This is a genomic window from Staphylococcus sp. HMSC068G11, assembly GCF_001815825.1.
In the GTDB taxonomy this organism is placed as follows: Bacteria; Bacillota; Bacilli; order Staphylococcales; family Staphylococcaceae; genus Staphylococcus; species Staphylococcus epidermidis.
The window spans coordinates 185,337-208,817 of sequence record NZ_KV822100.1; the positions used below are offsets into that span (position 1 = coordinate 185,337).

A 23,481-nucleotide genomic window follows, 5' to 3' on the forward strand; every position below is an offset into this window, starting at 1 on the left:
TCCTATATTAAATGTCCCATTTTATTTTTTTTAGTTTCCATATAACTATGGTTATGTTGCGTTTCTGGTACGATAAGTTCAATTCTATCTACGATCTCAATGCCGTAATCTTTTAAACCTTCAAATTTTTTAGGATTATTGCTGAGCAAGTTAATTTTACTTAAACCAAAATACTTTAATATTTCAGCTGCAACATGATAATCCCTCAAATCCTCATCAAAACCAAGAGCAAGATTTGCAGTAACTGTATCATAGCCTTTTTCTATTAACTCATATGCGCGCAACTTATTCATTAACCCTATTCCTCTACCTTCTTGAGGTAAATAAATAATCATTCCACCATGTTCTTCAATATATTTCATTGACGCTTCAAGTTGCGCCCCGCAATCACATCTTTGGCTATGAAAAATATCCCCAGTCAGACAAGCAGAATGCATACGTACATTAGGATTGCTTTTTAAATCTCCTTTAACAATAGCAACGATTTCTTCTTCGCTATAATCCGTTGTAAATCCATACATATCAAAATGACCAAAATCTGTTGGCATCTTGACCTTTGCCTTGAGATTAACATTAAGTTCAACAGCCTTACGAAAGGCAACCAAACTTTTTATAGTAATCATTTTTAAATGGTGACGTTCTTTAAAGGACTGGAGATCTTCACCCTTAGCCATTGTTCCATCATCATTCATAATTTCGCAGATTACGCCAGCTGGTTGTGCTCCTGTTAAACGTGCCAAATCTACGGCAGCTTCAGTATGACCATTACGTGTTAACACACCATTTTCTTTTGCTATAAGTGGAAATAAGTGCCCCGGACGATGAAAATCTTCAGGATTAGTCTTTTCATCTATGAGTGCTCTAGCCGTTTGTGTACGTTCATGTGCACTGATTCCTGTAGTAGTTTTATAATGATCAACACTTACAGTAAAATGTGTGCCATAAATATCTGTGTTATTTTGCTCCATAGATTGTAGTTTTAATCTTTCAGCTATAGATCTATCAATTGGTGCACAAATCAGACCACGACCCTCTTTAGCCATAAAATTAATGGTATTATCATCCATCCATTCCGTAACAGCTACAAGATCTCCTTCATTTTCTCTATCTTCATCGTCAACTACAATAATGCTCTCTCCATTTCTTAAAGCCTCTATAGCCAACTCAATTGTATCGAATTGCATGTGATATTCCTCCTAAAAACCAAATGCTCTAAGCTTTTCTTCCGTTATCTGCGATTGATTTTGATTCATGATGTTTTCAACATATTTGAATAATACGTCAGACTCCAAATGCACTTTGTCGCCCACTTTTTTAGATGAAAGAATAGTAGATCGACGTGTCTCTGGTATAAGATGTATATCAAAAGTATGATCATGTAAATCAAATACAGTAAGACTAACTCCGTCTACAGTTATAGAACCTTGCTTGACCATTTGATTCAAAATATTTTTAGTTGTTTTAATAGAAATAATTCTTGAGTTAGCAGTTTCATTGATTTTAGAAATTGTTCCAAGCTCATCAACATGACCTAACACGAAATGTCCACCAAATCTCCCACTTCCACTCATGGCTCTTTCGAGATTAACTTCTGTATTACGTTGAACATTTCCAAGATATGTTTTGTTTTCAGTCCCTTTGATGACTTGAACTGAAAAACTTGAATCAGTGAAATCTATCACAGTTAAACATGCACCGTTAACACTTATTGAATCACCAATATGCATATCAACTAAAATGTTTTGTGCTTTAATTTCAAGCGTTCTTACTGATTGCTCAGAGCGAACTTGTTGTACAGTACCTATTTCTTCAATGATACCTGTAAACATAGACATTCACTTCTTTCGTAATTTCAATTTTAAATTTTGATTAATTAACTTGGAATCAACAATTTCAAATTGAGTTGCTTCAGGCAAATCAATCACTTCGTCAGTCTTATAAAATTGATGTTTGCCAGAACCACCAATTAATTTCGGGGCTATATATAAAATGAGTTCATTTAGATGTTTGGATTGGAGAAATTGCGAAGTAATATTTGGGCCTGCCTCGACTAGCAGTTTCCCAATACCTCTTTGATATAAGTCTTGTAATATTGTCGTTGTATCACAATTACTTATATTTATTATTTTAATAAAACTTTTATCTGTTTTTAATTTTTCATTTTCAGTGTAAATCCATATCTCCGATGCAGTATCTTTAAATATTTGTTGATTAAAATCGAGTTGTCCTGTCTTAGAGAGAATAACACGAATCGGATGTTTTCCATCAGGAACCCTGGTTGTATACAATGGATTGTCTTCTTCAATGGTTCTACGCCCAGTAATAACTGCATCATGCTCATGTCTTAATTGATAAACATCTTCTTTAACTTCTTTGTTTGTTATCCACTTACTTTCATTAAAGTCTGTTGCTTGTTTACCATCTAAACTAGATGAGACCTTTACAGTTACTTCCGGAACTTCGTTTCTTTTAGCAGTAAAAAAGTCACGGTATAGTGTAGCTGCATTTTCATTATATTGAAATTCAACCTCTATACCAGCTTCTCTCAGAATCTCGTCACCCTTGCTTACTAAAGTAGTATCTTTAACAGCATAGATGACCTTTGATATACCCGCTTCAATAATTTTATCCACACAAGGTGGCGTTGAACCATGATGTGTGCATGGTTCTAATGAAACGTATATGGTAGCACCTTGGGCTTTTAAACCTGCCATTTCAATAGCTTGTACTTCAGCATGTTTATCTCCCTTTTTTAAATGTGCACCTAAACCTACAATCCTACCATTTTTAACAACAACGGATCCTACTGGAGGATTAACACCTGTTTGTCCATTTACCATTTTTGCTAGTTGAATAGCATCATCCATAAATCTACTCAATTGATCACCTCAAAAAAAAACCTTATACCTATACTGTAGGCATAAGGAGATATCTATATCTTTAAATAAGCCTATTGGCATACTTAAAATTGCACATAAGTATACAATACGCTTATCATAACTACACGAATTTGTGTAAGTCGATAATTCATCTTCTTTCTCCCATCCAGACTCTAACTGTCGGCTCTAGATTCACACTAGATCAGCCACTAACATCAAAAAAACAATACTAGTGGGTCGCAGGCTTAATTTACTGCCGGTTGGGAATTTCACCCTGCCCCGAAAGAAATATATGAAATTGTTATGATTAATTGAGTCCAGTAGTTCTTCACTACATTTTAAATCTTACTATATTTAAATTTAAAATACAATTTTATAGCTTATTTTATTCAATGATTTTATGAAGATATATTAAACTCACAAACACGCTAAATGCATATTACTTATTTCGATTTTCCTGTGTTATATATAATTGAGATACTGTATCAACAACTTGATTAACAATCATCTTTACACCATTTCTAAGTTTATTGACACCGTTGGTCATTTGTCCAATTGCAATCACATTTTTTAAGGTTCCATATCTAGGACTTATGACTTGATTTGTTTCTGGGATAATTTGAATGCCACCCATAGGATGACGTTGAACAATTTGTCTATTTTCTAAGTTTAAAATTAATTGATCATCCTCATCTAATTGAGAAAGATGTGTTTTAGAACCTGTAGCATTAATAACAATGTCAAACGACTCATAATTTTGCGTGGTGTCGTTGTACTTTAACATAAATTGCTCATTTTTATGGACTATGTCTTCTAGTCCCTTTTTAATGACAAGTTCATTATTCTGTATTAACTTAATTAGTAAACGAGCCGTTCTAGGAGGCATTGGATTAGAATTTAATTGAATGATTTTAGTGTACTTACGATTAAAAGTTTCTTGATCTTTAACGCTCAAACTATTCCAAATCCAGTTTAAATTTTCTTTTAAATGTTCAATGATACTTTGGAATATCCCCATTTCTTCTTCATGATTCAAATCATACTCCAAGTCTTTCACATGGTTTCCAGTTCTACGATAAATAAGTTTTTTAAAGTCTATTCCATAATCTTCACATTCTTTTAAAAATAATGAAACTACCTTTTCTAATGGTACATTACCAAAGTGTTTTTTCATAATTCCATTAAATCGTGATTTAGTTAAATGCGTAAACTGAATTTTAGTCATTTTTCCTCTAACACTTGGCAATGCTGCGGAACGACTTGTCATAGTAATGGGTAAATATGGATGATGTGCAGCTACATATCTCACAGCATCTAAACTAGCCAACCCTGTTCCAATAATCACGATTCGATCTGAATCTTTAACATTATCAAGTGTATGATATGTAGGATAAGGCGTTTGGATATAGCCTTTAGTTCCCTTCAAATCATAAGGGTCATGGTAACTAAAAGTTCCAAAAGTTAAAAATAAATAATCATATTCACGCCATTCTTTTTCATCATCACATGTACATACATGATATTTTAAATCTGTGTCATCAACATCGGATTGTGTAAAAATTTCTTGTACTTTATCATTGATAATAGTTAAATTATCAAATTGGTCATTATAATAAGATAAATAAGACTTCATATAATGCCCAAATACAAATCTAGGCAAATATTGAGGATTACTAAAATTGAATTCTGTCTGATTTTGATACCACTTCCAAAACTCTTGGTCATCATCAAGATTTAAGCTCATAGATTTTGATGGCATGTTAATAAGTAGTTCGCTACTATCATTTTGAAATGGAACACCTTGACCCATATTTCTATCATCATCATATACATCTACTTTTAATTGAGAAAAGTTTTCATGTTTAACGAGTTGGCGTAACACACTTACACCAGCTGTTCCCATACCTATTATTGCTACACGCATATCAATCATCCTTATGTATTTATTATTAGTAGTTACATTTTATTGTACACTTTTTCACTATATCTATATTACCTATTTGATTGACTTTTAATCTTAAAATAGTATGCTAAAATTTTATTTGAGGTGAAGCTTATGAAATTTATAGTTAAAGTTTTAATTGCTTTTGCAGTTCTGTTTACAATACTATCGCGAAAAAACAAAGCTGAATAATTCAACATTTAATCCAATAAATTAAAAACACCACTATAAAACTATTGAAAGTTAACTATTGCTTAAATCTAAATTAATTTTAATTAGCACGATTAACTTCACAACTTTTATTAGTGGTGTTTAGTTTAACTATTTAATTTATTTTTGGTGTTTATCGTCATCTTTATAAACATATAATTTGAAGTATTTACCTTCTGTTTTCATGTTCTTGTAGAAATCTGCAATGATATTCGCGTTACTTTCAGCCCATTTTATATCAGTAGCATATTGGTGTTCACCCGGATTTTTAGGATTCCATCTCATACTATAAAGTGTATTTTGATCATCATGAGATAAGAAATGCTTATGAATAAAATCAGCGCCACCATATATAGCTTTTTGTGGTGTGTCCCATCCATGTTTTTTAGCATATTCGGCACCTGTTTTAATAGGGTCACTATCTAATGCACCAACACCATAGAAATTGTAATATTTTTTACCATCTATTTCTACACCATTAGCGAGTTCACTTTTAGCTGCGCCTGTTTCTAATAGAGCATGAGAAATAAGATATACTTCATTGACATGTTTAGACTTTGCGGCATTAATAAAATCATCTGTATGTTTTAGTAGTACTGGTCTATCAAACAACATACGTTTAATTCTATTTTTATCAATGCCTTGATACTTAGACAAATCTAAAAATTGATATTTTTGTTTATCATCATCTATGAATTTACTACTATCCATAGCTTCTTTAATTTCTGTACCAGACGCATCACGCCAAGCTGTATTAGCTTTGTTAGATACTTGTTGGCTCGTATAATTGTGTATTTGCTTTTTAGATGCTTTATCTAAAGTTTTATCTAATTTTTCAACCTTTTCAACTGGTTTGACATGTTTAAAAAATATTTGATCTGAAATCATTGAAAAGAAGATAAAACCTGTAACAACAAATACAATTAGCAAACCTATGATAGCTAATATTGAGCCTTTCTTGTGCTTAGTCATATTCACACCTCTTAGGTCATTGTTGTTAAACTAGTCATTCTATTACGATAATCAAGTTTAACATTATTCAAACACATTCACAATTTGAAACTTCTTTTGTTACAAATTCATAAATAAATGGTAATCAAATTGAAATTTAAATAAATAGGTTACACGATGCACATATTAAAAAAATAAGACAAGAATCGAAATTTTTTAATGCCAAATGAATGTTTTTATATACTGACAAAACTGAAAAATTCATTGATTATTAAACAGCAATATTACCTTTTGTTTTTATGGCAATTAGATTTAAATTTTAATTTATTTAAACATTATAGTGTTGAATAGGTTTTATAAATCCAAATTTAGTCACTATGGTGACATTCTAAATATCAGTTCTTATAATTCATCATTATGAAACTTACAGCTTGTGATCTATTTTTATAATAGTATTGATTTAAATCGATAGTTCCTTCAATTTCACCTTCACGGTATTTCATCTCATTGGTGAAATTATTAATCATCACAAAATCAGATCGATCTCTAATGATATCCAAATCATCATTTCGTGCAAAAAAGTGCTCTAGATTTAAATGTGCGTAATCCATAAAAGTCCCTCCTCTTTATTCAAAAAGTATTTATGTTGAAAAGCCAAGTTAGCATGCAAATAAAACACTTATTTTACATATTAATAAAGTCTATGACTACTATTTAACACCTATTGCTTCAATTACGCAAATGATTATTTTCAAACAATAAGTTAACTTCTATTTATCCGGAAATCACTTTATGTACATAAATAGGAGTTAATTACATGTCATTTGAGGAATCATATAAAAAATACAATAATATCATACATTATTTGTTAAAAAGTTATCAAATCACTTATAATTATGATGAATTTTATCAACAAATGCTCATTAAAATGTGGCAACTTACACTCGATTTTGATGAACAACAATCTTCTTCTTTTAAATCTTATCTATTTATACGCTTAAAATTCTATCTTATAGATTTATTTAGACAAAAAGATACTACGCTTAATATATGTAGTATTGATACCCTTTCAGAACTTTCTCCGTCAATTTCAATCAACGAAATCGATTTATTTATTAAAGATATTTCACAACAGTTACTTCCACGCGAACGAGATTGGTTAGCCTTATATTTACAAGGATACAAACAATATGAAATTTCCCAAATCTTAGATTTTTCACCTACAACGATTAAAAAAATAAAATCTAACACAATACGAAAACTACGTCGTTATTTAATTTTATCTACAAAGGATTGATATCTATGAAATGTATATCAACGCATTCACTTTTATATCTTCAAACTGCGTTTTCAACACATGTTGAAACCTATATTCAGTATGAACATTACAATATTCATTTACCATGTTCACCTGAAAAAACATTACATTATTTATTGGAATTACATCAAAAATCTTATCATCATCAATGTATGTTATCTAAAAATATTTTAAACATAAAAAAACTCATACCTATCTATATCAATGAGGAAACCATATTATTTCCAGTTACGCAAAAACGTGCATCGATTAAATATTTTATCAATGCACGCAATATTATAGGAATTCATTCTTCAATTCATACCACAAAGATAGTTTTTGAAAATGGTTCGACTATCGAAGTGAACATCCCCTATACCCTTGTAACAAAAAAGTGGCAAGAAAGTCTTACCGTAGGTCATATCATAGAGAAAACTACTTTTTATTAAATTTATATTCTAAAAGCTTTTTAGTGAATAAGGCAGTCGTATGTTTAATAGCATATAAACTAGCAATCATCATAACTATCGCAATAATCAAAACAGTTAACATAACAAAACCTGATAAATCAATACGTGGGTTGATATAGGCATGTACTATAGCTAAGCTGGTCACTAACCCTAAAATAAAGAGTCCGAGCAAAAATGCATAAGCTAAAACCATACAAATTAAAAGTACGAACACATGAGAAGTCGATTTTTTCTTATGATTAAATATAAATTTCTTTAAATATTCATTTGAAAATCTTATTGGCTTATTTGTGTCAACACTTTTATCCTGATCAACTGAGTCAATATATTTGTTAAGCGCATTTTTCTCTTTAGCATTTAAAAACCATAATTGCTTATTTACTCTTTTGATGAATTCATTTTTACTCATTTGATAGGTACCTCTCTTCAGAATTAGTCATATTTATCAATAGTAAATGAATTAAACTATTCTTTCAAATCTTCTTATATAACTAAAATAAAACAGCAATCTAGTGAAATATATTCACTAATTTGCTGTTTTTTTACATTTATAGAATTGACAAACCGGAACTTTGAATATCTTTGGCAAAACCTTTGACTGTATCTACTGAAAGTTCTCCTATATCACGGCCTAAATTATTATTAACTTTTTTGACAACATCAGCAGGGCAGGTAATAATATCAGCGCCAATTTCATCAGCTTGAATTACATTATATACTTCACGACAACTAGCCCATAATAATTGAACGCCCTCTTTACTATGAGTTACCTTAACGGCTTCTTTCATCAAAGGAAGTGGATCAATACCAGTATCTGCAATGCGTCCTGCAAATACTGACACATATGTTGGCACACCTTCAGTTACAGCGTCAGTAATTGCTTTTACTTGCTCTATAGTATAGACAGCCGTGACATTCAACCTTACCTGTTTCGATGATAAACTTTTAATTAATGGTAGTGTAGACTCACCGGTTGTTGTAACAATAGGAATTTTTACAAATACATTATCACCATATTGTTTTAAAATCTCAGCTTCTTTTTCCATAGTAGGTAAATCGTCAGCAAACACCTCAAAAGAAATTGATGCGTCGGGTATTTCACTAACCGCTTCCTCTGCAAAAGCTTTATAATCAGTTACACCTGCTTTAGCCATCAAGCTTGGATTCGTTGTAAAACCATCAACGAGTTGATTCTTATATGCTGATTTCATTTCTTCAATATCTGCACCATCCGCAAACACTTTAACATTTAATTTTGTCATGTCATTTCTCCTCCTTAACGTGAAAGATCAATACTATCAATTATATGTATAGAATTGATTATTTGTATGTATATCAGACTAAAACTATGGATAGCGTTTTGTAATCACGTTTTAAATTTAAAAATTTTATAACTTATTTATAACATGACCTTGAAATGTAAGCGAATTATTTGCTTTAATTTTAAATATACTGTCTAAAATGGAATGAAAATTACTATGTTTAAGTTTAATAAATATGATAGTATATTGTAATAATGTTTATCTAGGAGGCAGTTTATGGCTCGGTCAAAAAAGTATTTTTATCTTAGTCTATTAATGATAATTTTAAGTTTTTTCTTTAATACCAATAATTCATTATTGAGTAATATATTTCAATCGTTTATGAAAATTGTTGTAGTTACGAGTATCGTTAATATTATAATACTTATTTTATCGATAATTTTTGCCGATAAATCTATAAAGTATGCTAAGGAAAGTTCAGACTGGATTAGATTTGCAAGCAAAATATTACCATTGATTATTTTAATCACTATTATTATCCATATTCTTTCATCTTTACATACTTTTGGTTACATTTTTAAATAAACAATCAACTCTTTTATATTTTGAGGTGAAATATAGATGCAATATCTATATATTTTTGTAGGCGGTGCTTTAGGTGCATTGATAAGATTCTGTTTATCAATGCTTAATGAAGGTTCAACCTTTCCGTTGGGAACATTTGTTGCAAATTTATTGGGGGCTTTTTTAATGGGCAGTATCGGCGCTTTAAGCGTTTCACTCTTTAAAACTCATCCAAACATAAAAAAAGGGCTTACCACTGGTTTACTTGGTGCGTTAACTACTTTTTCAACATTTCAATTTGAACTTATAACACTATTTAATCAACATCATTTTATACTGTTTACTGTATATGGTGTAACGAGTTATATTTTAGGAATACTAAGCTGTTTCCTCGGTGTCAAAATAGGAGGTAGATTTTCTTGATTACTATTTTGCTCGTTATGTTAGGTGGAGGAATCGGTGCTGTATTTAGAGCCCTAATCACAAATATATGCCAAAGCTTATTCAATAGTAAAATTCCTATTGGAACATCTATAGTAAATATTACAGGTAGCTTAATTATCGGGTTTATGATGGGGCACGCACTCGCTAGCCAGCATATGTTTCCTTTCTTTATTACAGGTGTTCTCGGAGGTTTAACTACTTTTTCAACATTATCATCTGAACTTGTTAATATGTTAAGCCCTCAATTTAAACCATTACGTTTTGTAGTTTATTCCTTATTACAATTTATTTTAGGTTTCATTGCTTGCTTCTATGGATATCATATCTAATATTAAAATAACTTTTACTTACGGTTATAGTAACGTATTTCATAGATTATGATTTCTATTTGTATCTTTAATTATCTTATTAATTTAGAAGCTCAACGAAACTAAATCCTTCTTAAGGTCCTCAAGCTATCATGACAACGAGAATAATTGTAGTTAAAAATAAACATATTCTCAACTCAACGATGTTGTACCAATATATAATAATGGCTAAGACAAATGCTATTGTCTTAGCCATTTTACTATTGATTTACTTACCGTCAAATTCAAGAGGGTTAGGTCCAATTCTTTTATCTTGATTTAATTGATCGATTCTTTCCATTTGGTTGTCGCTTAATTCAAAATTCCATACGTCTAAATTTTCTTCTATGCGATGTGGTGTTACGGATTTAGGTATAACAACAACATCGTGCTGAATATTCCATCTTATTACAACTTGGGCTGGAGTTTTCCCTACTTCATTAGCTACTTTATTTATGACATCATCATGGAGAATTTGTGAATTCATTAATGGAGACCATGATTCCATGATAATATTTTGGGCTTCTAAATACTTTCGCAATTTATTTTGTGTTAAATAAGGATGAAATTCTACTTGGTTAATGACCGGTTTAATAGAAACTTGGGCAAGCAAAGCTTCAAAATGTTCTGGGGTAAAATTGCTCACACCAATATTTTTCACCTGATTTTGTTTATATAAGTCTTCCATACCTCTCCAACTATCAATCATTACCGCTTCATTTGTACCTGGCCAATGCATTAGATATAAATCTAAATAATCCAGTCCTAATTTTTCAACAGATTGGCGATAGGCTTCTTCCACATTTTGACGTCCAAAATCAGTTAGCCATAATTTAGAAGTTATAAATAAATCTTCACGGCTCAAACCAGTCGATTTTAATCCTTCCTTAATACCTTGACCTACCGTTTCTTCGTTACTATAAATCATTGCCGTATCTATACTTCTATAACCTTGTTCGATAGCATGTTTTACAGATTCTCTACATTCATCGCTATCTTTTACTCTATAAGTTCCGAGTCCTATTTTAGGCATTGTTCTTCCGTTATAAAATTGAACCGTCTCCATATGATCTCTCCTTTAATCATTGTAATTAAAAAATTCACTAGTAATACATACCCTTTTTTTACTTTTTAAAAAAGTAATACTATCAAATCAAAAAAGTCTTCAAAACAATTAATTTGTAGTAATTGTTTTGAAGACTATAATAAGCACTCATATGAAAAATAAAGTAATTTCTTTAATAATTTAATTGAATGACTCAATTTTATCCATGATATCTTGTAAATCATCCACATTGTACTGTATGCGTCCATGGAAAACAAACTTGTTAAAGAATTCTTCTAATTGTTCAGGACCAACTAAAACTTTAACATTTGATGATTGTGTATAATGAGAAATAGTCACATCATTATCCTTTTTAGGATTAAAATACAGTATTGATGTTGGCGTATATTTAGTATTCAATTCATTTTGTAAGTCTCCTGCTAATTTTTCAATATGTTTAATCTTATCCGAATAATTAACAAAAGATAATGAATGTTGATCTTCATTTTGATCCAAGACCAATGTCTGTGGCTGTGATGAATCTAAGTCGAGCGTGTCAAAAACTTGTGACATCGTAGGTAATTCTTTAAATTGCGCACCACTAATGCCATTATAAACATGGCCTTTTAATAATTGAGAGTCAATAATATATAAGCCAGTTCGTGTAAGTACTAAATGACTCACACGTTCAATATTAGTTAACTCATTACTAGGCAAGAAAATATTTGCCATAATATGCATATCTTCAGGACGTATTCTCTTTTCATTTACTAGTCTCTCACGAATACCAATTAATCTCATATCTGTAACATATTCGCTATGATTTTTTGAGAATAGTTTCAACGCATCAATTTCACGATTTTTGTTACTAACTGTCACGTCAAAATCTTCTTGTTGTTTTGTAACAACTTTTTTATTCTCTACTCTCTCTTTTTCTAAAGCTTCTTCATGAGATTCTTTAAGATGTTGCTCTTTTTCTTTATAATGTGCTTCTGTTTGATTCTTCACTTTCTTCTTACTATGGTTCGCTACTAAGAAGAGTACAAAGAATAAAACAGCCACAAGTATTGCAACAATTAAGCCGATTACTGTCGGTGAAGAAAAATCCATTAAAACAACGCTCCTTTATCAGTTTCAATAACTCTAATTATAATAGAAAAAAGGCTTATTTTCGACATATATTTTATAATTATTTATTTTCTATTTTACAAGTCATTGAATTTCAACTGCATCTTTTAAAAGGTTGACTTTATCTAATTTTTCCCATGGTAATAATACGTCTGTACGTCCAAAATGACCATACGCTGCTGTTTGTTTATATATCGGTTGTTTTAAGTCTAACATTTTAATGATACCTGCTGGTCTTAAATCAAAATGCTTTCTTACAGCTTCAACTAAACGTGCTTCTGAAACCTTTCCAGTATCAAACGTATTAATTGAAATAGAAACGGGTTCTGCTACACCGATTGCATATGCAAGTTGTACTTCACATTGTTTAGCTAAACCAGCTGCAACAATATTTTTAGCTACATATCTTGCAGCATAAGCTGCCGAACGATCTACTTTAGTAGGATCTTTACCACTAAAACAACCTCCACCATGACGGGCATATCCACCATAAGTATCAACTATAATTTTACGTCCAGTCAAACCAGCATCTCCTTGAGGTCCTCCAATAACAAAACGTCCAGTCGGGTTAATGTAAAATTTAGTTTCTTCATCTAATAAAGCTTTATCTACAGTTGGGTAGATAACATGCGTTTTAATGTCCTTTTCGATTTGTGCTAACTCTACATCTTCAGCATGTTGTGTAGAAACAACAATGGTATCAATACGTCTAGGTTGGTCATCTTCATCATATTCAACAGTCACCTGTACTTTTCCATCTGGACGAAGATAATCTAAAATTTCATCTTTTCGTACATCAGATAATCGTTTAGCAAGTTGATGTGACAGGAATATAGGTAGAGGCATATACGTATCAGTTTCATCAGTTGCGTATCCAAACATTAATCCTTGGTCACCTGCACCTGTTGCTTCAATTTCTTCTTCAGAAATTTCATTTCGATATTCAAGCGCTTTGTCTACACCCTGTGCAATATCAGGTGACTGTTCATCAATCGCAGTTAACACTGCCATTGTTTGTGAATCATAACCATATTTTGCTCTAGTATAACCAATATCTTTAATCGTTTCCCTCACCACTTTAGGAATATCTACATAAGTAGTTGTTGAGATTTCTCCAGAAATAAGTGCCATTCCTGTTGTTACTGTTGTTTCACATGCTACACGAGCATTGGGATCATCCTTTAATATTTCATCAAGAATGGCATCTGAAACTTGGTCAGCAATTTTATCAGGATGGCCTTCAGTAACTGATTCTGAGGTAAATAATCGTTTATTGTATGTCATCATTTTCTCCTTTAAATAAATTACGAAAATTCTCTTTAAATATGAGAGCTAAATAAAAGAGCCTTCTTCACTATATAGATAGAGAGGAGGCTCTTAAACGTCCATTCGCTCTTATCGTTCAGACCATATTTGTCTGCAAACGGTTTGGCACCTTTCTTTAAATAAAGAGGTTGCTGGGTTTCATTGGGTCCATGTCCCTCCACCACTCAGGATAAGAGAATCCGTTAAACTTAATAATATCTAATTCAAAGTATGTTGTCAATTTTATACATTGTCACTATTTCTATTTTAAAGTGGATAAATTCAATCGGTGTGTTATACTATCTAAATGTAAGGGCTTACATAAATTATTGTATGGAGGGATTGGGTATGTCTATAGATACATACACAGAAACACTTAAGATAAATCAGCTAATAGAAAAAGCTACATCACATTTTCAACTATCATCAACACAATTATACAAAAAAATTTTAAAAAACCATGAGGGTGAATTAACTGAACTGGGGGCAATAAATGTTAAAACAGGTAAGTACACTGGTCGTTCCCCTAAAGATAAATTTATTGTCACTGAACCATCGTATAAGGATAATATAAATTGGGGAGATATCAATCAGCCCATGGATGAAGAAACATTTCTAAAACTTTACAATAAAGTACTCGACTATTTAAATCAGAAAGATGAACTTTACATATTTAGTGGATATGCAGGGAGCGATAAAGAGTCACGTCTTAAACTTAAGGTGATAAATGAATTAGCTTGGCATAACTTATTTGCTCGTAACATGTTTATTCGTCCAGAATCTATAGATGAAGCTCAAAATATAAAACCCAACTTTACGATTGTTTCAGCACCTAACTTTAAAGCTAATCCTGAATTAGATGAGACACATAGTGAAACATTTGTCATTATATCTTTTAAACATAAAGTGATTTTAATTGGTGGTACAGAATACGCTGGTGAAATGAAAAAAGGTATTTTCTCTGTAATGAATTATTTGCTTCCAATGCAGGATATCATGAGTATGCATTGTTCAGCTAATGTTGGAGAAAAAGGAGATGTAGCATTATTCTTTGGATTATCAGGAACTGGTAAGACGACGCTTTCTGCCGATCCAAAACGTAAGTTAATTGGTGACGATGAACACGGTTGGAATAAAAATGGCGTTTTTAATATCGAGGGTGGATGTTATGCAAAAGCAATTCATTTATCTAAACAGAAAGAGCCTCAAATTTATAATGCTATTAAATATGGAACAATCTTAGAAAATACAGTTACAAATGATGACGGTACAGTAGATTTTGATGATAACACCTATACTGAAAACACTCGTGCCGCCTACCCTATTGACTATATAGAGAATATTGTTACACCTTCAAAGGCAGCACATCCGAATACGATTATATTCTTAACCGCTGATGCATTTGGAGTTATCCCTCCTATTTCAAAGCTAACTAAAGATCAAGCAATGTATCATTTCTTAAGTGGATTTACGTCTAAACTAGCTGGAACAGAACGTGGTGTTACTGAACCTCAACCATCGTTTTCAACTTGCTTTGGTGCACCATTCTTACCTTTAAGTCCAACAAAGTATGCTGATCTACTTGGAAATTTGATCGATATTCATGATGTTGATGTATATCTAGTAAATACTGGATGGACAGGTGGCAAATATGGTATAGGGCGAAGAATTAGTCTACACTATACTCGTGAAATGGTAGATCAAGCTATATCAGGTAAATTAAAAAATACTAAATATATTAAAGATGATACATTTGGCTTAAATATTCCAGTTCAGATTGACAATGTACCTACAACTATTCTGAATCCTATCAATGCTTGGAACAATAAAGATAACTACAAAGCACAGGCTTACGATTTGATTCAACGCTTTAATAATAACTTTAAAAAATTCGGCAAGGAAGTCGAACATATTGCCAACAAAGGTGCATTTAATCAATAATTAATATGCACATTTATATGTTAAATTTAAAAGCATTGTGCCTGAGAAAGCTTTCAATACCTCAGGCACTTAAATTTTTATTTAAATGCCGAGTGGATTATTAATACATTTATTTGAGGATATCTATATATGATAATACATTTCTAAAGTTTCAAACAATCTCATTATTTAATATCTAATTATTCCTAATATATACATTGTTATCATCAACATGTATAATCCATTGTCACAATATATTTAAATTTTTATTTTCGACGTCGTTCATCCATTGATGTATATATTGAATTACGTCTCTCATCGAAGCAGGTCGTGGTACATGACCTTCATCCAATTGATAATAGGTTTGATAATAGGTTCCTTTGGATTTTAATTTTTTTTCTAAATCATAAGCTTGGTGTATTCCAACTTGAATATCTTTGCCACCATGAATAATGAGAATAGGAGGACTATCTTTTTTTATAAATTGCATTGCATCTCTGCTCTTATAAGCTTTCGTATCTTTTTTTGGATGTCCAACCATTCGTCGTAACATTCCTCTCAAATCAACTCGTTCTTCATACATTAAATGTATATCAGATACGCCACCCCAAATCATATAACTATCTACAGGCAAATCATTAAAAGTAAGTAATCCCTGTAGACCTCCACGTGAAAATCCTACCATATGTATAAATGCAGAAGGATAGTTTTGATTTAAAAGTCGAATCAAATGCGTTACATCATTTAAATCACCACGGTAAAATTCATCTCTTCCTTCACTTCCATTATTTCCTCTATAGTATGGACCTATAACTAAGGTATATTCATTTGCAAATTGCATAAGTCTTGCGGCTCTCACTCTTCCAACTTGCCCTTTACCACCTCTTAAGTATATAACAATACGTTTGATATCTTTTTTGCTTTTCGGAATCATCATCAGAGCCTTAACTTTTAAATAATCTACAATATATGTTACTTCATTAAAAAAATGAGTTTCATATTCGATTGGCATGCGCTTTTCCTTAATAAAATCCAAGTGCTCTCACCCTTTCCAAACAATGAAGAATCGCCTTATCATTGATTAAAAAACTTCTTTTATTTAAAGGAATATCATTAATATGATGATAAAGACAAGGGCCTAAAGTCTCGTAATAGGTATCTACATATTCCAAATGACTTACTTCAACGAAGTAAACATCCTTAATAAACGGCTCATCATGCTCCGTTTTTATACGATACTGTGCAAAATAGTAGATAAATTTTGCGATTGCACCCGTCTCTTCGTATAACTCTCTAATTACTGCTTCTTTACTTTGTTCGCTTATTTCAACTTTACCACCAGGAAACTCTATCCCACGTTGTTGATGGTGTGTAAATAATAACTGACTATTGTATACAGGAATTGCAAGAACGTGATTACCATTTGGCATATCATTTTCATTTTTATAGTTCAATGTTACAACCCTTCCATCTTTATCCTCAAACTCCACGTTCCTCACTTCCTCTCATCCTATGTTAAAATATATTTATCAAATATTTAGTTGGAGGCCTTTATCAATGTTGAAAAAAATATTGTTATCTCTAGTTGTATTTTATCAACGTTTTATTTCGCCACTTACACCCCCAACATGTCGATTTTATCCAACATGTTCACAATACACTAGAGAAGCCATCGAATACCATGGTGCTCTAAAAGGACTTTATCTCGGTGTACGGCGCATACTTAAATGTCATCCATTGCATAAAGGTGGCTTTGATCCTGTTCCATTAAAAAAGGATAAAAATTCTAAAACCACACATCATCATTAAACTTTGTTAAGTAAAGAACGCTTGACTTTAGGGGGAGTGAAATAAATCATTCCCTCTTTTAATATGCCACTTGTTTCTACGATATCATTAGCAAAATAATAACCGTGTGGCGTTATATCACCCGGATAATTTCCTTCTTTAGCTAACATTGCTGTAAAATATCTACTTAGACCAAACTCATACATGCCCCCAACTACAAACCTTATATTTTTTTCTTTCAAAATTTTCATGGCGTCTAACATTCTATCTATTCCTCCAAGTCTAAATGGTTTTAACACGACGACTTGTATGGGATATTGTTGAATTATTGATTGTATTTTTTCTATAGAAAGTGCCTTTTCATCGATGGCAATTCTAGGAAAAATAGACATATCAATATCATTTAAATCTTCTAGAATTTTAAAAGGTTCTTCAATATATATAATATCTGATGTTTTTTCATTGGCTAATTGTAAAAATGATGGCTTTGTTAATGATTCATTTGCATCTATTGCAATATCACACTCAAGATTTAATAAACGTATGGTTTCAAGATCTTTGATAAGTGATGTTGACCATTTAAGTTTAATACGTTTCGGTCTTGTTTCTAATAATGTTTCAATTTGACTATTAGTTAAGCCGCTAACTGTAGCACCATATTGTACTTCAAAATCATGCAGATCGTTATACATTTGATAAACAGCCATGACAACCATTGATCGAGCAGCTGGCGCATCATTCATTTGATTGAGGTAAGGTAACCATGAATCAAAAGATGTCATATCTTGATGAAGTACTTGTGGTATCCACTTTCTTAATCTATTTGCGACTGTGAGTATTGTTTCTTTATCATACCAATGAGTTAAAAATGCATTACACTCTCCATAATAAATTTCTCCACTATAAGTTACTATTTCCGTAAACAAACTTTCTCGATGCGTTAACTTCACTTTCGGTGTTGAAATTGGTGATTTAAAAGGTTCCTTATAAGTATATAGATTGATTGCCTTAACTTTCATTATTCTTTCCCTCATTCAAGTCTTCACTTTTGACCTTTTTACGTTGTAATTTACCTGTCGATGTATAAGGTAAATATTCTACCTGATAATATTTTTTAGGAATTTTATATCTAGCTACATGATTTTCAAAATGTTCTATTAATTCATTACGATTAATATCTTGATTTGTCACATAATATAATATTGGCACTTGCCCCCAAGTATCATCTGATATTCCCACACATACGGCATCTTCAATGCCTTCAAAGTCTTTTGCTATTGTTTCAATTTGGTAAGGGTAAATATTCTCTCCGCCACTTATAATCAAATCTTTGCGCCGATCATATATCATGACATAACCCTCATCATCTATTTCAGCTATATCTCCAGTTTGAAAATACCCATCATTATCAAATGTGTCTTTTAAATCTTTGGGATATAAATAACCATTCATCACATTTTCACCTTTAATTAATAACTCTCCATGGCCATATGCGTTGGGATTTTTTATTTTCACTTCAACATTTTCACTTGGTTTTCCAACAGTATCGAAACGTTCATTTAACATTTGAGGTGAGGCTGTTAGAAACTGAGAGCATGTTTCTGTCATACCAAAAGAATTATATACAGGTAAACGATAAGTCAATGCTTGCTCAATTAATTGTGGTGATAATTTAGCACCACCTAGCAGAATTTTTTCTAAAGAAAATGGTTGAGTCAATCCTGCATCCATTAACCACTTTAACGTTTGTGGAACAAGAGACATGTGGGTGATTGGATAAGTCTTTATTTGTGTTAACATATCATCAGTTTGAAACTTTTTAACAAGTCTGACAGTGAATCCTTCTATCACTGCGCGTAAAATCACACTGAGACCAGAAATATGATATATAGGTAAGACCGAAAGCCACACAGTATCTTGTTCGAATCCTAAACTATGTTTACAGCCTATAGCACTGGCTAAATGATTATTAAACGTTTGAGGCACAGCTTTTTGAGGTCCCGTCGTTCCAGACGTAAACATAATTGATGCAATCGATTCTAAATTAAATTTGTAACTTGAAACATCATATTTATCTAATTGTGTTAAATCATTAAAATGATATAAATTAAACCCTTCTAATTCTAAAGGCAATGTGTGTACAATCGTTGTTATGTCGACTGAATTCATTTGATTTATCATCTCATGTCGCGTTAAACGTGTATTTATCATAGCTATTTCAATATGAGCTAACCAACAAGCATGAATCAAAACAACTGAATCAATATCATTGCTTATATATAAACCAATCCTTTTCTGATTTAAAGAAGTTAAATATTGCGCGATTATTTTTGCACGATGATATAATTCTTCGTACGTTAAAGATAACTGATTTGTAACAATCGCCAATCGATTTCCATTTGATTGAGCTTGTTCCTGTAACCAAAAATTCACAATGCATTCCTCCAAATTATATACACGTATAATTATACCTACTTGCTTATTAAATATCAGTAGTTGAGCTTAATATAATATTTTCAACTTAAAGTAATATGTTTAAAAGTCAATCCTCTATTGAAAATGTGGACTACATGCGTCATCTATAAGTCTTTAATGTAGTCATGCTTTTAAGTTAGTAACCTACATAGCTTTCATTATCACATTTCAATTTATAAAGTACTCTATTTATTTTAATCAATCATTCTATTATTGGCTATATATACATTGTTTATAAGAATCGTTCTCTTTTCAAAAATAAATTATCTTATGAATTAATCATTTAATATATTCCATTTAAATAATATTGTAATACCGTTTAGTTTGTGATATTTTTATATTACTTTATAAAACACTATGGAGTCTTATATGAGTACCGAAATTGTTAAATACTTTTTCCGAAATATTTCAACGAATAATAAAAGTATAGATTGAAGGGAAGATAGATGAAGCTATAAAATTCACTCATTCTAACATTCCAATAGGAATAAAGAGAATTTAAGCTGTAACTGATAATGTTTAATGTTACTAAATTAACAGAATAAAACTTCGTAATGAATAACAATCAAATTATCACATAAATTACACTTGATGTTACTGAAGATGAAATGAGAGAAATTATAGCTTTTATGGATTAATAAAAACAAAAGAAAAATAGCGATAAATAAAGAGAGACGCTAATTTTACTAATTTACACTTTAGTATGATTACGTCTCTTTTTTTATAAATAAAATTATGCATAATTTAAGGTTTCAAATAGGCGTTGATTTTATATATAAAATATATACAATTTCTAAAAAATTGATAAGGAATAAGAATCATGCATCAATATAAGGAGTTGATTGATGGTATAGATATTAAATATATTGAATTAGAATGAGCCATTTTAGGTAGTGAATTATATGTTAACAGTAGATTATCATCAAGTTCTTATGTGAAAGAAGACATCAAAGCTTACTATGTAAAAAGTAATGAAACTAACGCACTTATCTCTTTAAATAAAATTGAAAAAGCAATCAACGCTCACGATTGCTAAACACTTCAAGACTTGAGTAATTACTTTAACTTACCTACTACACATTTATTTCTAACAATGTGATTCTATAACCTTAAATATACAAATTTGCTTTTTTCAATATATTAAAAATTAAACCTGCTACTTTTCATCAAATAGATACACAGGAGGACGTTTTATGCAACAAGAAACGACATCATGGTACAAACAAGAGTGGTTTATAGTTTTATCACTTTTATTCATTTTTCCACTAGGTTTATTTCTCATGTGGAAATTTAGCAAGTGGCCATCTATTGCAAGAACAATCATTACTGTTGCAATTTCAGTTATCGTATTAGCAAGCATTACCTATTATGGTAATCTACAAATGATTGTACCAGCAACATCAATTTCAAATAACGAAACTAAAGAAACTACAGAGAATACTGTAAATGATAAAGACGAGCTAAATCATAAAGCTGCAGTAGAAGAAACAAAAACTAATTATGACTCCACCAAAGAAAATACTAAAGAACCTGCAAAAGAAAATGAATCTGCAACACGATTGGAGAACTCTGCACTTGAAAAGGCAAAGTCATATTCTTATGATTTCCACATGTCTAAACTAGGAATTTATGATATTTTAACATCTGAATATGGAGAAAAATTTGATAAAGAAGATGCGCAATATGCTATAGATCATTTAGAGGCTGATTATGAAAAGAATGCACTTGAGAAAGCAAAATCATATGCCAAAGATATGCATATGTCTAATGACTCAATTTACGATCTTTTGGTGTCTAACTACGGTGAAAAATTTACAGAATCAGAAGCAAAATATGCTATTGAGCATTTGGATAATTAAGTTTACGGACGAGTAACTTTCTCGTCCTATTTTTTAACATCAAGAGTAAAACAACGAGAATGAATGTGCAAAAATTAATATAACATGGTCTTATGATTTTAGATGTAAAATAAGAGCTCTCGTAAAAGAGTTTATAAAACTAAAAAGTAACGTATAAGGCAATGCAACTTAAATACAATGAAATAAATGATAATCAATTCATTTCGTCTGACACAACGTTTCTAGAATACTTTCAAGATTGAATAAAAATTAATGAAGAGAACAAAATATCACAATCAACTTTAAACCGTTATTATAATGCATTAAATATCTTTGATGAAAAGTTTGGCAATACAGCTATTAAAGATTTTTCACAACTCAAATATAGAGAAATGTTAAAAGAGTATGCAGAAGGTTACTTTATTGGTGGGCATAAAAAAAGACATACGAAAGCAAGTGTTCAAGAATTAAATAATTGCTTTTCACAAGCTTTTAAAGATGCGTTAAATGAGGAAATAATTGAACGTGATCCAACTTGGAACGCCCCTATCTATGAAAAGAAACCTACAAAAAAAGAAGAAGTTAAATTCATGTCTTTAACTGAATACAAGAAATTAAAATTATGCTCAACTTGTAAAAATGAATTATCATATTTAGCTATTTTTATACTTATAGTTGCAGGTGGACGTTTTGGAGAGGTACAAAATTACAATGTAACGATTTAGATTATATCAATAGTACTATTCATTTAAGAAGTACTATGACAAAATCAGCTAATAAAATCATTTCAATTGCTATAAAAGATATGAAACATATACAAAATGTTTTAAACAGACTATCACAGATTTCTACAAAAATAAAAAAGAACGTTGATATAACAACGTTCTAACGTAAATCAGTAAAACTAATGTTTACTAATTCTCACTATTTTACGGAGAGTGAGGGATTCGAACCCTCGAGACGCTTGTGACGCCTACACACTTTCCAGGCGTGCTCCTTCGGCCAACTCGGACAACTCTCCATGATAGAATATAGTAATAAAAAAACAGAAGCGATATTTCACTTCTGTTTGTATGACTCCTACGGGACTCGAACCCGTGTTACCGCCGTGAAAGGGCGGTGTCTTAACCGCTTGACCAAGGAGCCATGGCTCCGCAGGTAGGATTCGAACCTACGACCGATCGGTTAACAGCCGATAGCTCTACCACTGAGCTACTGTGGATAAATAAAATGGAGCGGGTGATGGGAATCGAACCCACAACATCAGCTTGGAAGGCTGAGGTTTTGCCATTAAACTACACCCGCTTAATGAAATACGATTATGGGGCGGTTGAAGGGAATCGAACCCTCGAGTGTCGGAACCACAATCCGATGCGTTAACCACTTCGCCACAACCGCCAAAAATAGCGAATGGTTCAGGACAGAGTCGAACTGCCGACACATGGAGCTTCAATCCATTGCTCTACCAACTGAGCTACTGAACCATAATTGTAATGGCGGTCTCGACGGGAATCGAACCCGCGATCTCCTGCGTGACAGGCAGGCGTGTTAACCGCTACACTACGAGACCTAATAAAACATGTATTGCGGGAGGCGGATTTGAACCACCGACCTTC

The 23,481-nt window shown here is 31.5% G+C and carries 24 protein-coding genes, 7 tRNA genes and 2 riboswitches; of the genes, 9 read left to right on the forward strand and 22 right to left on the reverse strand.

Features of this window, described 5'->3' with window-relative positions; genetic code table 11:
* Nucleotides 1-2: 2 nt before the first annotated feature.
* The 6 genes from HMPREF3058_RS11190 to HMPREF3058_RS11215 form a co-directional block, all read right to left on the reverse strand.
* On the reverse strand, nucleotides 3-1,184 hold the full coding sequence (locus tag HMPREF3058_RS11190) for a bifunctional 3,4-dihydroxy-2-butanone-4-phosphate synthase/GTP cyclohydrolase II (protein ID WP_002487544.1): 1,182 nt from the start codon (nucleotides 1,182-1,184) through the stop codon (nucleotides 3-5).
* A gap of 12 nt (nucleotides 1,185-1,196) precedes the next feature.
* Nucleotides 1,197-1,829, reverse strand: coding sequence for a riboflavin synthase (locus HMPREF3058_RS11195; protein ID WP_002457857.1), 633 nt, complete (start codon nucleotides 1,827-1,829; stop codon nucleotides 1,197-1,199).
* Nucleotides 1,830-1,835: 6 nt separating this feature from the next.
* A complete protein-coding gene (ribD, locus tag HMPREF3058_RS11200; protein WP_002499463.1) occupies nucleotides 1,836-2,879 on the reverse strand; it encodes a bifunctional diaminohydroxyphosphoribosylaminopyrimidine deaminase/5-amino-6-(5-phosphoribosylamino)uracil reductase RibD in 1,044 nt (347 codons plus the stop codon).
* Nucleotides 2,880-3,029: 150 nt separating this feature from the next.
* Nucleotides 3,030-3,170, reverse strand: a riboswitch (FMN riboswitch).
* Nucleotides 3,171-3,318: 148 nt separating this feature from the next.
* Complete coding sequence (locus HMPREF3058_RS11205) at nucleotides 3,319-4,803, reverse strand: FAD/NAD(P)-binding protein (protein ID WP_002491809.1); 1,485 nt, start codon at nucleotides 4,801-4,803, stop codon at nucleotides 3,319-3,321.
* A gap of 348 nt (nucleotides 4,804-5,151) precedes the next feature.
* The gene (locus tag HMPREF3058_RS11210; protein WP_001830727.1) at nucleotides 5,152-6,003 is read right to left on the reverse strand and encodes a peptidoglycan release complex glucosaminidase SagB; all 852 of its coding nucleotides are present in this window, start codon (nucleotides 6,001-6,003) and stop codon (nucleotides 5,152-5,154) included.
* 374 nt (nucleotides 6,004-6,377) lie between these two features.
* Nucleotides 6,378-6,593, reverse strand: coding sequence for a hypothetical protein (locus tag HMPREF3058_RS11215; RefSeq protein WP_002456441.1), 216 nt, complete (start codon nucleotides 6,591-6,593; stop codon nucleotides 6,378-6,380).
* Between the two features lie 206 nt (nucleotides 6,594-6,799).
* Between HMPREF3058_RS11215 and HMPREF3058_RS11220 the strand changes: the two genes are divergently transcribed.
* Both HMPREF3058_RS11220 and HMPREF3058_RS11225 read left to right on the forward strand, forming a co-directional pair.
* Nucleotides 6,800-7,279 carry a sigma-70 family RNA polymerase sigma factor gene (locus HMPREF3058_RS11220; protein WP_002446724.1) on the forward strand — a complete coding sequence of 160 codons (480 nt, stop codon included), beginning with the start codon at nucleotides 6,800-6,802 and terminating at the stop codon, nucleotides 7,277-7,279.
* A gap of 5 nt (nucleotides 7,280-7,284) precedes the next feature.
* Complete coding sequence (locus HMPREF3058_RS11225) at nucleotides 7,285-7,728, forward strand: competence protein ComK (RefSeq protein WP_002474984.1); 444 nt, start codon at nucleotides 7,285-7,287, stop codon at nucleotides 7,726-7,728.
* On the opposite strand, the gene HMPREF3058_RS11230 is transcribed toward HMPREF3058_RS11225, so the two are convergent.
* Nucleotides 7,715-8,158: a hypothetical protein gene (locus HMPREF3058_RS11230; protein ID WP_002446726.1), complete on the reverse strand. Its 444-nt coding sequence runs from the start codon at nucleotides 8,156-8,158 to the stop codon at nucleotides 7,715-7,717. The genes HMPREF3058_RS11225 and HMPREF3058_RS11230 overlap by 14 nt on opposite strands.
* 139 nt (nucleotides 8,159-8,297) lie before the next feature.
* Nucleotides 8,298-9,011: a transaldolase gene (locus tag HMPREF3058_RS11235; protein WP_002487553.1), complete on the reverse strand. Its 714-nt coding sequence runs from the start codon at nucleotides 9,009-9,011 to the stop codon at nucleotides 8,298-8,300.
* Between the two features lie 276 nt (nucleotides 9,012-9,287).
* Between HMPREF3058_RS11235 and HMPREF3058_RS11240 the strand changes: the two genes are divergently transcribed.
* From HMPREF3058_RS11240 to HMPREF3058_RS11250, 3 genes are read left to right on the forward strand one after another with little or no spacing between them, the layout of a single operon-like run.
* The gene (locus HMPREF3058_RS11240) at nucleotides 9,288-9,596 is read left to right on the forward strand and encodes a hypothetical protein (protein WP_002487559.1); all 309 of its coding nucleotides are present in this window, start codon (nucleotides 9,288-9,290) and stop codon (nucleotides 9,594-9,596) included.
* 36 nt (nucleotides 9,597-9,632) lie between these two features.
* Entirely contained in the window at nucleotides 9,633-9,998 is a 366-nt protein-coding gene (crcB, locus tag HMPREF3058_RS11245; RefSeq protein ID WP_002491766.1) for a fluoride efflux transporter CrcB, read from the forward strand.
* Complete coding sequence (locus HMPREF3058_RS11250; RefSeq protein ID WP_002491828.1) at nucleotides 9,995-10,348, forward strand: fluoride efflux transporter FluC; 354 nt, start codon at nucleotides 9,995-9,997, stop codon at nucleotides 10,346-10,348. Before crcB ends, HMPREF3058_RS11250 begins: the two co-directional genes overlap by 4 nt.
* A 247-nt stretch (nucleotides 10,349-10,595) precedes the next feature.
* Here the strand turns inward: HMPREF3058_RS11250 and HMPREF3058_RS11255 are convergent, their stop codons facing one another.
* From HMPREF3058_RS11255 to metK, 3 genes are all read right to left on the reverse strand, one after another.
* Nucleotides 10,596-11,432: an aldo/keto reductase gene (locus tag HMPREF3058_RS11255; RefSeq protein WP_070731409.1), complete on the reverse strand. Its 837-nt coding sequence runs from the start codon at nucleotides 11,430-11,432 to the stop codon at nucleotides 10,596-10,598.
* A 180-nt stretch (nucleotides 11,433-11,612) separates the two neighbouring features.
* Nucleotides 11,613-12,521 (reverse strand): hypothetical protein, encoded by a 909-nt coding sequence (locus tag HMPREF3058_RS11260; protein ID WP_002476258.1) that lies wholly within the window; start codon nucleotides 12,519-12,521, stop codon nucleotides 11,613-11,615.
* Between the two features lie 102 nt (nucleotides 12,522-12,623).
* Entirely contained in the window at nucleotides 12,624-13,823 is a 1,200-nt protein-coding gene (metK, locus tag HMPREF3058_RS11265; RefSeq protein ID WP_002457863.1) for a methionine adenosyltransferase, read from the reverse strand.
* Between the two features lie 108 nt (nucleotides 13,824-13,931).
* Nucleotides 13,932-14,041, reverse strand: a riboswitch (SAM riboswitch).
* A gap of 151 nt (nucleotides 14,042-14,192) precedes the next feature.
* Here metK and pckA point away from each other — a divergent pair.
* Nucleotides 14,193-15,785, forward strand: coding sequence for a phosphoenolpyruvate carboxykinase (ATP) (gene pckA / locus HMPREF3058_RS11270; protein ID WP_002491762.1), 1,593 nt, complete (start codon nucleotides 14,193-14,195; stop codon nucleotides 15,783-15,785).
* Nucleotides 15,786-16,011: 226 nt separating this feature from the next.
* On the opposite strand, the gene HMPREF3058_RS11275 is transcribed toward pckA, so the two are convergent.
* Both HMPREF3058_RS11275 and ytkD read right to left on the reverse strand, forming a co-directional pair.
* Complete coding sequence (locus HMPREF3058_RS11275; protein ID WP_002499464.1) at nucleotides 16,012-16,800, reverse strand: alpha/beta hydrolase family protein; 789 nt, start codon at nucleotides 16,798-16,800, stop codon at nucleotides 16,012-16,014.
* Nucleotides 16,787-17,254, reverse strand: a complete 468-nt coding sequence (gene ytkD, locus HMPREF3058_RS11280; protein WP_002446736.1) for an RNA deprotection pyrophosphohydrolase — start codon at nucleotides 17,252-17,254, stop codon at nucleotides 16,787-16,789. Before ytkD ends, HMPREF3058_RS11275 begins: the two co-directional genes overlap by 14 nt.
* A 70-nt stretch (nucleotides 17,255-17,324) precedes the next feature.
* Between ytkD and yidD the strand changes: the two genes are divergently transcribed.
* The gene (yidD, locus tag HMPREF3058_RS11285) at nucleotides 17,325-17,573 is read left to right on the forward strand and encodes a membrane protein insertion efficiency factor YidD (RefSeq protein ID WP_002457867.1); all 249 of its coding nucleotides are present in this window, start codon (nucleotides 17,325-17,327) and stop codon (nucleotides 17,571-17,573) included.
* Here the strand turns inward: yidD and menC are convergent.
* Nucleotides 17,570-18,571 carry an o-succinylbenzoate synthase gene (gene menC, locus HMPREF3058_RS11290; RefSeq protein ID WP_002491807.1) on the reverse strand — a complete coding sequence of 334 codons (1,002 nt, stop codon included), beginning with the start codon at nucleotides 18,569-18,571 and terminating at the stop codon, nucleotides 17,570-17,572. The two genes, yidD and menC, sit on opposite strands and share 4 nt — an antisense overlap.
* Nucleotides 18,561-19,985, reverse strand: coding sequence for an o-succinylbenzoate--CoA ligase (gene menE, locus HMPREF3058_RS11295; RefSeq protein ID WP_002491773.1), 1,425 nt, complete (start codon nucleotides 19,983-19,985; stop codon nucleotides 18,561-18,563). The genes menC and menE overlap by 11 nt, the downstream gene beginning before the upstream one ends.
* 1,235 nt (nucleotides 19,986-21,220) lie before the next feature.
* Here menE and HMPREF3058_RS11300 point away from each other — a divergent pair.
* Both HMPREF3058_RS11300 and HMPREF3058_RS12545 read left to right on the forward strand, forming a co-directional pair.
* Nucleotides 21,221-21,886: an Ltp family lipoprotein gene (locus HMPREF3058_RS11300; RefSeq protein ID WP_002491798.1), complete on the forward strand. Its 666-nt coding sequence runs from the start codon at nucleotides 21,221-21,223 to the stop codon at nucleotides 21,884-21,886.
* 308 nt (nucleotides 21,887-22,194) lie between these two features.
* Nucleotides 22,195-22,590: an integrase gene (locus HMPREF3058_RS12545; RefSeq protein ID WP_324248492.1), complete on the forward strand. Its 396-nt coding sequence runs from the start codon at nucleotides 22,195-22,197 to the stop codon at nucleotides 22,588-22,590.
* Between the two features lie 207 nt (nucleotides 22,591-22,797).
* On the opposite strand, the gene HMPREF3058_RS11310 is transcribed toward HMPREF3058_RS12545, so the two are convergent.
* The 7 genes from HMPREF3058_RS11310 to HMPREF3058_RS11340 all read right to left on the reverse strand — a co-directional run bounded on the left by HMPREF3058_RS11310 (nucleotide 22,798) and on the right by HMPREF3058_RS11340 (nucleotide 23,435).
* Nucleotides 22,798-22,886 (reverse strand) — tRNA-Ser (locus HMPREF3058_RS11310).
* Nucleotides 22,887-22,939: 53 nt separating this feature from the next.
* Nucleotides 22,940-23,011, reverse strand: a tRNA-Glu gene (locus HMPREF3058_RS11315).
* Between the two features lies 1 nt (nucleotide 23,012).
* Nucleotides 23,013-23,087, reverse strand: a tRNA-Asn gene (locus HMPREF3058_RS11320).
* 9 nt (nucleotides 23,088-23,096) lie between these two features.
* Nucleotides 23,097-23,170: transfer RNA gene (locus HMPREF3058_RS11325), tRNA-Gly, on the reverse strand.
* Between the two features lie 17 nt (nucleotides 23,171-23,187).
* Nucleotides 23,188-23,263 (reverse strand) — tRNA-His (locus HMPREF3058_RS11330).
* A gap of 13 nt (nucleotides 23,264-23,276) precedes the next feature.
* Nucleotides 23,277-23,349 (reverse strand) — tRNA-Phe (locus tag HMPREF3058_RS11335).
* A gap of 10 nt (nucleotides 23,350-23,359) precedes the next feature.
* Nucleotides 23,360-23,435, reverse strand: a tRNA-Asp gene (locus HMPREF3058_RS11340).
* Between the last annotated feature and the right edge of the window lie 46 nt (nucleotides 23,436-23,481).

Excerpts from the sequence above, each read along its gene's own strand:
- HMPREF3058_RS11190 (WP_002487544.1), bottom strand. The coding sequence starts at position 1,184 with ATGCAATTCGATACAATTGAGTTGGCTATAGAGGCTTTAAGAAATGGA.
- HMPREF3058_RS11195 (WP_002457857.1), bottom strand. The coding sequence starts at position 1,829 with ATGTTTACAGGTATCATTGAAGAAATAGGTACTGTACAACAAGTTCGC.
- HMPREF3058_RS11205 (WP_002491809.1), bottom strand. The coding sequence starts at position 4,803 with ATGCGTGTAGCAATAATAGGTATGGGAACAGCTGGTGTAAGTGTGTTA.
- HMPREF3058_RS11210 (WP_001830727.1), bottom strand. The coding sequence starts at position 6,003 with ATGACTAAGCACAAGAAAGGCTCAATATTAGCTATCATAGGTTTGCTA.
- HMPREF3058_RS11215 (WP_002456441.1), bottom strand. The coding sequence starts at position 6,593 with ATGGATTACGCACATTTAAATCTAGAGCACTTTTTTGCACGAAATGAT.
- HMPREF3058_RS11220 (WP_002446724.1), top strand. The coding sequence starts at position 6,800 with ATGTCATTTGAGGAATCATATAAAAAATACAATAATATCATACATTAT.
- HMPREF3058_RS11225 (WP_002474984.1), top strand. The coding sequence starts at position 7,285 with ATGAAATGTATATCAACGCATTCACTTTTATATCTTCAAACTGCGTTT.
- HMPREF3058_RS11230 (WP_002446726.1), bottom strand. The coding sequence starts at position 8,158 with ATGAGTAAAAATGAATTCATCAAAAGAGTAAATAAGCAATTATGGTTT.
- HMPREF3058_RS11235 (WP_002487553.1), bottom strand. The coding sequence starts at position 9,011 with ATGACAAAATTAAATGTTAAAGTGTTTGCGGATGGTGCAGATATTGAA.
- HMPREF3058_RS11240 (WP_002487559.1), top strand. The coding sequence starts at position 9,288 with ATGGCTCGGTCAAAAAAGTATTTTTATCTTAGTCTATTAATGATAATT.
- crcB (WP_002491766.1), top strand. The coding sequence starts at position 9,633 with ATGCAATATCTATATATTTTTGTAGGCGGTGCTTTAGGTGCATTGATA.
- HMPREF3058_RS11255 (WP_070731409.1), bottom strand. The coding sequence starts at position 11,432 with ATGGAGACGGTTCAATTTTATAACGGAAGAACAATGCCTAAAATAGGA.
- HMPREF3058_RS11260 (WP_002476258.1), bottom strand. The coding sequence starts at position 12,521 with ATGGATTTTTCTTCACCGACAGTAATCGGCTTAATTGTTGCAATACTT.
- metK (WP_002457863.1), bottom strand. The coding sequence starts at position 13,823 with ATGACATACAATAAACGATTATTTACCTCAGAATCAGTTACTGAAGGC.
- pckA (WP_002491762.1), top strand. The coding sequence starts at position 14,193 with ATGTCTATAGATACATACACAGAAACACTTAAGATAAATCAGCTAATA.
- menC (WP_002491807.1), bottom strand. The coding sequence starts at position 18,571 with ATGAAAGTTAAGGCAATCAATCTATATACTTATAAGGAACCTTTTAAA.
- HMPREF3058_RS11300 (WP_002491798.1), top strand. The coding sequence starts at position 21,221 with ATGCAACAAGAAACGACATCATGGTACAAACAAGAGTGGTTTATAGTT.